Origin of the sequence: Vibrio sp. Isolate34 (assembly GCF_022397915.1) — a bacterium.
Classification (GTDB): domain Bacteria; phylum Pseudomonadota; class Gammaproteobacteria; order Enterobacterales; family Vibrionaceae; genus Vibrio.
Genome location: NZ_JAKEUO010000003.1, coordinates 267,442 through 275,962 on the forward strand (window position 1 = coordinate 267,442; position 8,521 = coordinate 275,962).

Here is an 8,521-nt window from a genome sequence, read left to right on the forward strand (position 1 = left end):
AGCCTAGAGCACCAGCTCTGCGTTCTCGGAGCTAGTTTCGCTGATGAGCGGTAATAAGATAGTTGATACCACGCCACCCGAAGCTTGCTCGGTGATCGTGAGGCTCGCCTTATCACCGTATAGGGTTTCGATTCGCTGACGAATATTGCTTAACCCAACACCATGGCCAGTATTCACCGAGGGCGTTTTCAGCCCTGCGCCATTATCAGACACTTCAATCTTCAACTGCTCGGCTTGTTGAGCAATACGGATATTCACTTGGCCACCTGCGGCTTTGGGCTCAATACCGTGTGTGAGCGCATTCTCAACCAAAGGTTGAATCAAAAATGGTGGAATCATTTGCTGATCGCTGATGTCGTGCGTCTCAATCGAGAACGCCAAGCGCTCATCTAAGCGTATCTTTTGAATGTTAAGATAAGCATCCAACAAGTCGACCTCTTGTGCGATGGTCGATTGCTCAGTACGGCTGTTCTTCAGAGTCACACGCAGCAAATCAGTCAGCTTTTCGAGCATCAGCTTGGCTTTCGCACTGTCGCTCTCAATCAACACATTAATGGTCGCCAGTGTATTAAATAGGAAGTGTGGTTCGATTTGGCTTTGCAACTGCTTAAGTTGACTCAGCACCACCACCTTCTCTTGATCGGCCTGACGGCGCTTGGCCACTTCTAATTCATTGTCGGCACGAAGCTGCTTCTCTCTTGAGTAGAAGTAGTAATAGCAAACCGAGCAGAAGATCACACCCAACAGCACCACAGATTTAAGATCCGAGATATTAGAACCGAAATACCCGTTTAACCAATAGTGCGCATTCAGAGTACCGAAGGTCATCGCGACCACCATTGAGATGGCTACTTCAATCCTTCTAGATGTTCTCTTAAACAACTTCACCAAGACGAAAGAGGAACCTACGGCGCTATAACCAAAGCCAAAACTGATAGCTAGGTTAACCGTTAATCCGCCGCCCCAAATCGTATGGGTTGTAATCGCAATAAGAACACAAAATAGCGTGGTGAACGCAAAGCTTTTGATCCATGAAAACCGACTGTTTGAAGAAGTGTTCATTAAAATCGTCCTTTGATATTTATAAGAATCATATGACTATCGGGTAAGTTGGCGTAAGCAGAATCACTTTTACCGCCTAGAAAGCGTGCAGCAAGTTCCAATTCCAACGATGATTCACCATTATCTAACGCCTGATAGTTGAGCCACTGAGTCGCAATAAAACCACCGTCTTGTGGAGATAACATCACATCAAATGTTGGCGTGATATCTTCAAGCCAGCCATGTGTCGAATCCAAAGACCAGTGAAACATGATGTTATGTTGAACCAAATTAGCGTGCTGATAGCCTTGCGCATAAGAACCTGCCAACGAAGCTGTCATCAGATTCACCGACAAAGACTCTGCACTTTCTATTGCGCTTTGCCATTCAGAATTGCTCCAAGCGCGGCTATCAAACCAATATTCCAGCACCACATTGTGGCCAGTATCATTTGCCCATGTTAATCCGGCTAACGCTTGATAGGCCTCGCCTTGCTCTTCTAAATAAATAGGTTTAAACATGGAATCAGGCTGGCTGTAACCAAGGCTTTGTCGCTGATAAACCATCGAACCATGAAACTCCCACGCGAGGTTTAATACCGACACCAAGCTCGCTCCAAGTAAACCGTGGCGTACATCGTCGTAATAAGCGACCCATTGATATTCGTGATCGCCTACTAAGTTGTAACGACGTAAGCCAAACCCTTGTTGTTGGTTCTGCTTTTCGAACTCATTCACATCTTGGGAAGTCCATGATGAATCGCTGTAAAGCAGTGTCCATTCGCCCGTCATATCGAACAGTGACGCCGACGCCACACCCGCGCCCTCTTCTGCAACAATGCCTACTGGGTTTTGTCGGTAAGGCTTGATGATGTCTAAAGGTCGGTAGCCATAGCCCACGCCCCAATCGAGACGAACCTTGCCGAGCGTGACATCGAGGTAGTGATCTCCGATTACTGAATTCGACACCTCAACGCCACCTTGCCAAAACAGCTCTCGCATGATGAATTCCGATTCAAAGCTCGTCTCATTCCCCTGTGGGTCGTTGCTCAACATGTCATTGGCTTTCACTGCAAACAGGCCAAGCCAATTGTTGTAACCAACCTCAAGATCCAACAAGCCATTGAGCGACTGGCGCTGATCAGATGCTAAAGGAGTGAATGGCGACTCTCGTGATTCAATCGCTTCGGCACTCAGTTGCCAGTCCCACGCTAGACTCAATTCATCTGCCTGAATCGTGTTACTAACGCAAGACAAAGTAAGTAAAGTAGCAGCTGAATACTTGATGTGAGGCTTGCGATTGAAAGCGTACATGACACCCACCTAAAGCCCAGACACGCTATTACGTGATAAGTAAGCAGGGTTATAGTACTTGTCTGCCAAGCTTTGTTCGCTCACCTCGCGGTACTCAATTACGGTTTTCTTACTTGGCTGAATCTTATCGAGTAAGGTCATCGATACCACACTTGGCAAGCCATCACGCACGCCTTCAGTAAACCACGCTTGCTTGGCTAACTTTGCTGAACGCAGGTACAAATCCGCTTTAACTGGAAATGCGCGATCTGCCGTTAACCACAGATCAATCGATTGATAACTCGCACCCTTGGTTTTTGCCGTAAGTTTTAAGTGATGGGTATCAAGCTGTTCACCACTTGGCATCTCAACCGATTGTTCAGCAACCCACTCGCCTTGGTAGTCTTCGCTCCAAGTCAGCGTTGAGATATCACCAACCGAAGCTTCACCAAGCAATTTTTGCATCGGGGTGATACGAATTGGACGGCGAGATTTCGGCATCAGTAACCAATAGTTGTCCTCTATCATCAGCATCTTTTGACCCGCCTCGACCGCCGACTTGAACACGACCAGCGACTCTCGGTTTGGTCTTGTGTAAACGTTGTATTCGCGGGTTTTGTCTAGTTGCTCATCTTGATATAGCGCGACCAGAGACACCACTTTCGACGCCTGTTCGCTGTTCAAACGGTAGCTATCGGCCTTGGCAATCATCTCTGTGACTTGCTGTGAATCGACTGCCCAGCTTGGTGTCGATACTAGAACCAAAGCTAAAACAGAGCCTAATAGATTGAATGAACGAGTTAATTTACACATAAACCAGCGCCTCCGTGATTGGCTTATTCACGCCTTTACGAGCAGAGAAATAAGCAGCCAGCAAACATATCGTCAGCACACCTAAAGTGGCGTAACCAACCAATTCTAATGAGAAGTAAATGTTGAGAGGGTAACCTTCGGTTCGACCCGGAGGTGGTGGCATTTGCACATTAATCACCAGCAATAACACCGACACTAAACCACTCACTAATGCGCCTATCGCACTGCCAATCACCGCCAGTAATCCCGCCTCTTTTAAGAAGCCTGCGACGATTTCAGAGGGGTAACTGCCGAGTGCCGACAAAGTGCCGATTTCACGAGTGCGTTCCGTAACCGACATGGTCATGGTGTTGAACAGCGATACGAAAACCACCAATGCCATCACCGCGCCCATGATGCCGAATATACGGTCGTAAAGGTCTTTAACCTTGGTGTAGAAAAACGCGCGATCTTGCCATGGGGTGATCTCTATTTCGGGAGTTTGTGGATCGCTTTGTCTATTCAGCAACACCTCGATGCGTTGTTGTACGGTTGAGGTCTTACTGGTTTCAAAAAGGAATACCGACAAAGTGCTGACTTTGTCTGACGCTAAAAGCTCTTGAGCTGTGGTGATGTGTACATACAACTGACGCTTATCCAACTCTGGCACGCCAGTCGAGTAAATACCCTGCACCTTAAAATCAAAGGCATTCAAAGCGCCATCACTGGTGGTCGCAAGCAGCGTTACCCAATCACCAACGGCCACTTTAAGGTTACGAGCAAGATCGGTTCCGAGCATCACTTGTGGCTCTTGGCTGTCGTATCTTGGTGATTTCACATCCGAGAGGGTTTGACCGCTGCGCACGTCAAGGAAAGGCCCTTTCATATCGAACTCACGCTCATTCACGCCTGTCCCCATAAAGATGGTCGATTTGCTTCCGTTAGACACCAAACCACTAAAATAGACTCGCGGCTGTACACCACGCACGTCACTGTCGCCAATAATGCTCTTGGTTAGCGCTTGAACGTTATCCAGACCATTGCTAAGCGGCATGTCTTCATCTTGTTCAAAATAACCAGGCGTGCTCAAGGTGAGATGACCGGTATCGCGTGCGGTCGATTCCCTTAAGGATTCGTAGGTGTAAAGCCCATAGCCACCCGCACTGGTGAGTGCAAATACGGCAATCGCGATGATCAACACCGAAAGCAGGCTACGTCGACCATTTCTCAATAAATTAAGCCACGCCAAACGCACCGAGGTTGGAAACAAAAACGTGCTCATTCTTTGTGTTAACTTGCCCATGAGATAGCCTCCGTTGCTGTGGCTTGTGGTGCCAGTTGTCCATCGATAAGTTCAATCACTCGATCACAGCGCTGCGCCATTCTTGGGTCGTGTGTTGCGACAATAAAGGTGGTGCCCATCTCGTGACCGAGCTCTTTCATAATGTCGATCACAAGGTTGGCAGTGTGGCTGTCTAAGCTGGCAGTCGGCTCATCGGCAATTACTAGACTTGGGTTGTGGATTAACGCTCTGGCAATCGCGACACGTTGTTGCTGACCGCCTGAAAGGTTGTCTGGACGGTGATGAACATAATCTCCTAGCCCAACACGCTCTAACATGTCTTGGGCTCTGGTCTGCTGTTCTTGTCTCGAACATTGGTTCAACATCAATGGATAAGCGACGTTCTCAAGCGCTGTCATCACAGGAACCAGATTGAAACGCTGAAATACAAAACCCAACGACTGGCGACGAAAACGCGCAGCAGCGATTTGAACGGTTGGATACGCTTTACCATCAATGTTTATCTCGCCTTGATAGTCCATATCCAACAAACCAAGAATGTTCAAAAGTGTGCTTTTCCCTGACCCAGAAGGGCCACACAACGCCACCATTTCACCGCGTTTGATTTGGCCATCGACTCCCTTGAGGGCGTCTACACTTTGACCGCCAGTGAGATACGATTTGCCGATACCTTTAAATTCAATCATTCCGTTGTCCTCCGATTACCAATCCATTCTTAGCAATTCACAGCTACTATTTGGCTTTCTCGCCCATTATTTAGCATTCGCAACTGTTACTTGGCTTTCGCTATTAGCGCCTTCGCAGTCATAGTTTCGATGTTGCCAGCATCGGCCGTTTCCATTTGTTCTAGCCACGCTTGTGCTTGCTTAAGATCTTCAGCACGAATCGATGCCTCAATCGCATAACGGTAAATCCACGATGTCGCAGCGAAATGCTGTTGCTGGAAAGCATCTTCAGCCAGTAGCGAGAGGAACAGGTCATAACCGCGATCAAAATGGTTAAACATGTCGGGTAGAGAGGTGTAAGTCACCGCAGCCATGGCGCGAGTCAGGTAAGAATCTGGTAGCCCTTGAGCACGAGGTTGCTCATGAATCGGTTGGTCTTCGTCTTTAAGCAGAACCAGCGATTTATCAATGGTTGATAAACCCTTTTCTACATACTTCATCTTGTTCCATGGTAAAAACGCATCACGCCCCATCAGGGTTTCTGTGCTGCCTAGGTAAACCAAGGTCAGTGGCGTAGCACCATCTTGTTGTAGCGTGTCGTTCAGGCGTTCGTAAGCCACTTCCACCAAGTCTTCATTGCCTTGCGCGGCTTGGTTATAGATATCGAGCACGTCTGAACTTGGGTTGGCCTGCGCCAAAGTAGGTGCCAATGAAACAAGTGCAATCAAAAATGAACGCTTAAGCAAAGAAGTGGTAGAGCTTGAATTAAATGAGTGTGAAGTAGTCATGATTTCTAACCCCTTTCAAATGTTGACGTTGAAAGGTTAACTAGAATTTGTCATGCCGTTTTATCAATGCGACGAATGGTCATTACGAGGAGTGAATGGTTGAGCTGGGGCGTGAGTGGAAAATTCAAAAAAGAAAGAGTAGCGAAAGAATAAAATGGATGGATCAAAACATAATCTGATATTGCCCATTTCAGGCCTTAATCAGAGCTAACTCATTTCTGCCCGTGCGACCTGAAGTCGTATGAAGCGTTGTTCACCGCTTTATGAGTGGACCATCTGTATCACCAGATGAACCTATGGGCCTGAATAAAGTAGCGGCTCAGACAATGTAACGAAGAGCAATCTAAATTGCTCGGGATTCGAATCGTGAGAGGACGATCCTCCTGATAACCACACAAATCGGGTGAGTGCTAGGTAGTCAGTATGATGAACGTAAGTGAATCCATCTAAGGTGCGTTATATGACGAGCTGCCCGTGCGACCTGAAGTCGTATGAAGCGTTGTTCACCGCTTTATGAGTGGACCATCTGTATCACCAGATGAACCTATGGGCCTGAATAAAGTAGCGGCTCAGACAATGTAACGAAGAGCAATCTAAATTGCTCGGGATTCGAATCGTGAGAGGACGATCCTCCTGATAACCACACAAATCGGGTGAGTGCTAGGTAGTCAGTATGATGAACGTAAGTGAATCCATCTAAGGTGCGTTATATGACGAAGCAGCGGAAGTGGTTATTGCGCTGTAGCCAAAAGGCAATGGGAGTTGGAAAGGGATTGGGCAATGCTCTTTCGTGATCGACACGCTCCCCGCACTAGAGTGGGCATCTAACCTGACATTTACGTAACATACGGAACAGGGTAAGCCTGTATCACTCCCTATGGGAAAGCCTTTGTGGCCGATAGTGATGCAGGTAAAGGAGGTCGGAAAAAGCGAAAGCTGTATTGTAACGATGCAGATACAGACTTATGTCTGGTCACGAAAGTGAGCCTACTTCCGACTGGTCTCCCATTGCGAGAGAATTTTAAGAACTTTATTCAAGGGGAAACGCAAATGATGATTTCAAAAGAGATTAGTGCCTCTCCTGACAGTCTTCAATGGCAGTCAATCGACTGGAAATCCGTTGAAGCGCTTGTATTAAAGCTTCAAATACGTATTGCAAAAGCAACTAGAGAGAAGAAACACGGTAAGGTGAAGTCCTTACAGTGGCTCTTAACTCATTCTCGCTCAGCCAAGCTTCTTGCGGTTAAGCGAGTATCTCAAAATAAAGGCAGCAAAACGCCTGGAATAGACGGTGTCATCTGGAACACAGATGCACGCCGTATGAAAGCAGTTAATCAATTGAGCAGAAAGGCATACAGTGCCAAACCGCTCAAGCGTATTTATATCCCCAAAAAGAATGGCAAACTTCGACCGCTAGGTATCCCGTGTATGATAGACCGAGCGCAACAAGCGCTCCACCTTCTTGCTCTGGAGCCAGTATCAGAAACCCTTGCCGATCCAAACAGCTATGGATTTAGGCCAAACCGCAGCACGGCTGACGCTGTCGATCAGTGCTTTAAATGTTTGGCACTAAAGAAATCAGCTCAATGGGTACTCGAAGGGGACATCAAAGCCTGTTTCGACAAGATCGGCCACCAATGGCTTCTTGATAACATCGCAGTAGATAAGCGCATGTTGGAACAATGGTTAAAGTCTGGTTTTATGGACAAAGGTCTGTTCTACCGTACCGATGAGGGCACACCACAAGGTGGTATTATATCTCCTACCTTGATGTTAATGACTCTCGCAGGTCTTGAACAACAGATAAAGTCCACCGCACTCAAACAGGGTGCAAGAGCCAACTTTATCGGATACGCCGACGATTTCGTCGTCACTTGCGCTTCAAAGGAAGTGTTGGAGTATGATATCAAACCGTTGATTACTAACTTCTTATTAGAGCGAGGCTTAACACTCTCCGAAGAGAAAACGCATATTACCCATATTAACGATGGCTTTGACTTCCTTGGGTTCAATCATAGGAAATACAAAGGAAAACTACTCATTAAACCGAGTAAATCCAATACGTTGATGTTCTTGAGTAACCTGCGTGAACTCATCAAAAAGCATGCAACCCTTCCAGTGAATGATCTTATCAAACTGATAAATCCAAAGCTAAGGGGATGGTCGAACTATTATCGACACTGTGTTGCTAAACAGGTATTCGGATATGTTGGCCACAAACTATTCCAAGCATTATGGCACTGGGCAGTTAGGCGTCATCCAACCAAGTCCAAGAACTGGGTTGTTCATAAATACTTCCTCAATCGTAAAGGCCAATGGCAATTTCACGGCTGGCAGAAGATCATGGACATGGATTGCATGTTTAACCTATTCCAAATAGCAAAAGTGCCTATTGAGCGACATGTGAAAATCAGGAGTTCAGCGACTCCTTTTGACCCTGAATACCAAGAATACTTGGTAAAGCGGAAGTCAAAAAGACAAGCTCGCAACTCGTGGATTGATCCTGCTCTAACTGCTTTATAAGTTGTTGGGTGTCAAACGATGCCTTAGTGGAGGCTTGAGCCGTATGCAGTGAAAGTTGCACGTACGGTTCTTAGGGAGACGGCACTTGGTAACAAGTGTCGTCCACCCGACCAAAAT

7 protein-coding genes are annotated in these 8,521 nt (G+C 46.9%); 1 reads left to right on the forward strand and 6 read right to left on the reverse strand.

Going from position 1 to position 8,521, the window contains the following annotated elements:
- Nucleotides 1-3: 3 nt before the first annotated feature.
- The 6 genes from L1D22_RS05765 to L1D22_RS05790 all read right to left on the reverse strand — a co-directional run bounded on the left by L1D22_RS05765 (nt 4) and on the right by L1D22_RS05790 (nt 5,881).
- On the reverse strand, nt 4-1,062 hold the full coding sequence (locus L1D22_RS05765) for a sensor histidine kinase (RefSeq protein WP_239829022.1): 1,059 nt from the start codon (nt 1,060-1,062) through the stop codon (nt 4-6).
- Nucleotides 1,062-2,354 (reverse strand): hypothetical protein, encoded by a 1,293-nt coding sequence (locus L1D22_RS05770; RefSeq protein WP_239829023.1) that lies wholly within the window; start codon nt 2,352-2,354, stop codon nt 1,062-1,064. Before L1D22_RS05770 ends, L1D22_RS05765 begins: the two co-directional genes overlap by 1 nt.
- 9 nt (nt 2,355-2,363) lie before the next feature.
- Nucleotides 2,364-3,146: an outer membrane lipoprotein-sorting protein gene (locus tag L1D22_RS05775; RefSeq protein ID WP_239829024.1), complete on the reverse strand. Its 783-nt coding sequence runs from the start codon at nt 3,144-3,146 to the stop codon at nt 2,364-2,366.
- On the reverse strand, nt 3,139-4,428 hold the full coding sequence (locus L1D22_RS05780) for an ABC transporter permease (protein ID WP_239829025.1): 1,290 nt from the start codon (nt 4,426-4,428) through the stop codon (nt 3,139-3,141). The genes L1D22_RS05775 and L1D22_RS05780 overlap by 8 nt, the downstream gene beginning before the upstream one ends.
- On the reverse strand, nt 4,416-5,114 hold the full coding sequence (locus L1D22_RS05785; RefSeq protein WP_239829026.1) for an ABC transporter ATP-binding protein: 699 nt from the start codon (nt 5,112-5,114) through the stop codon (nt 4,416-4,418). Before L1D22_RS05785 ends, L1D22_RS05780 begins: the two co-directional genes overlap by 13 nt.
- Nucleotides 5,115-5,200: 86 nt before the next feature.
- Complete coding sequence (locus tag L1D22_RS05790) at nt 5,201-5,881, reverse strand: hypothetical protein (RefSeq protein ID WP_239829027.1); 681 nt, start codon at nt 5,879-5,881, stop codon at nt 5,201-5,203.
- Between the two features lie 1,050 nt (nt 5,882-6,931).
- Here L1D22_RS05790 and ltrA point away from each other — a divergent pair.
- The gene (ltrA, locus tag L1D22_RS05795; protein WP_239829028.1) at nt 6,932-8,404 is read left to right on the forward strand and encodes a group II intron reverse transcriptase/maturase; all 1,473 of its coding nucleotides are present in this window, start codon (nt 6,932-6,934) and stop codon (nt 8,402-8,404) included.
- Nucleotides 8,405-8,521: the final 117 nt, after the last annotated feature.

What these genes read in the sequence shown, in the direction of transcription:
- L1D22_RS05765 (WP_239829022.1), bottom strand. Translation starts at nt 1,062, where the DNA reads ATGAACACTTCTTCAAACAGTCGGTTTTCATGGATCAAAAGCTTTGCG.
- L1D22_RS05770 (WP_239829023.1), bottom strand. Translation starts at nt 2,354, where the DNA reads ATGTACGCTTTCAATCGCAAGCCTCACATCAAGTATTCAGCTGCTACT.
- L1D22_RS05775 (WP_239829024.1), bottom strand. Translation starts at nt 3,146, where the DNA reads ATGTGTAAATTAACTCGTTCATTCAATCTATTAGGCTCTGTTTTAGCT.
- L1D22_RS05780 (WP_239829025.1), bottom strand. Translation starts at nt 4,428, where the DNA reads ATGGGCAAGTTAACACAAAGAATGAGCACGTTTTTGTTTCCAACCTCG.
- L1D22_RS05785 (WP_239829026.1), bottom strand. Translation starts at nt 5,114, where the DNA reads ATGATTGAATTTAAAGGTATCGGCAAATCGTATCTCACTGGCGGTCAA.
- L1D22_RS05790 (WP_239829027.1), bottom strand. Translation starts at nt 5,881, where the DNA reads ATGACTACTTCACACTCATTTAATTCAAGCTCTACCACTTCTTTGCTT.
- ltrA (WP_239829028.1), top strand. Translation starts at nt 6,932, where the DNA reads ATGATGATTTCAAAAGAGATTAGTGCCTCTCCTGACAGTCTTCAATGG.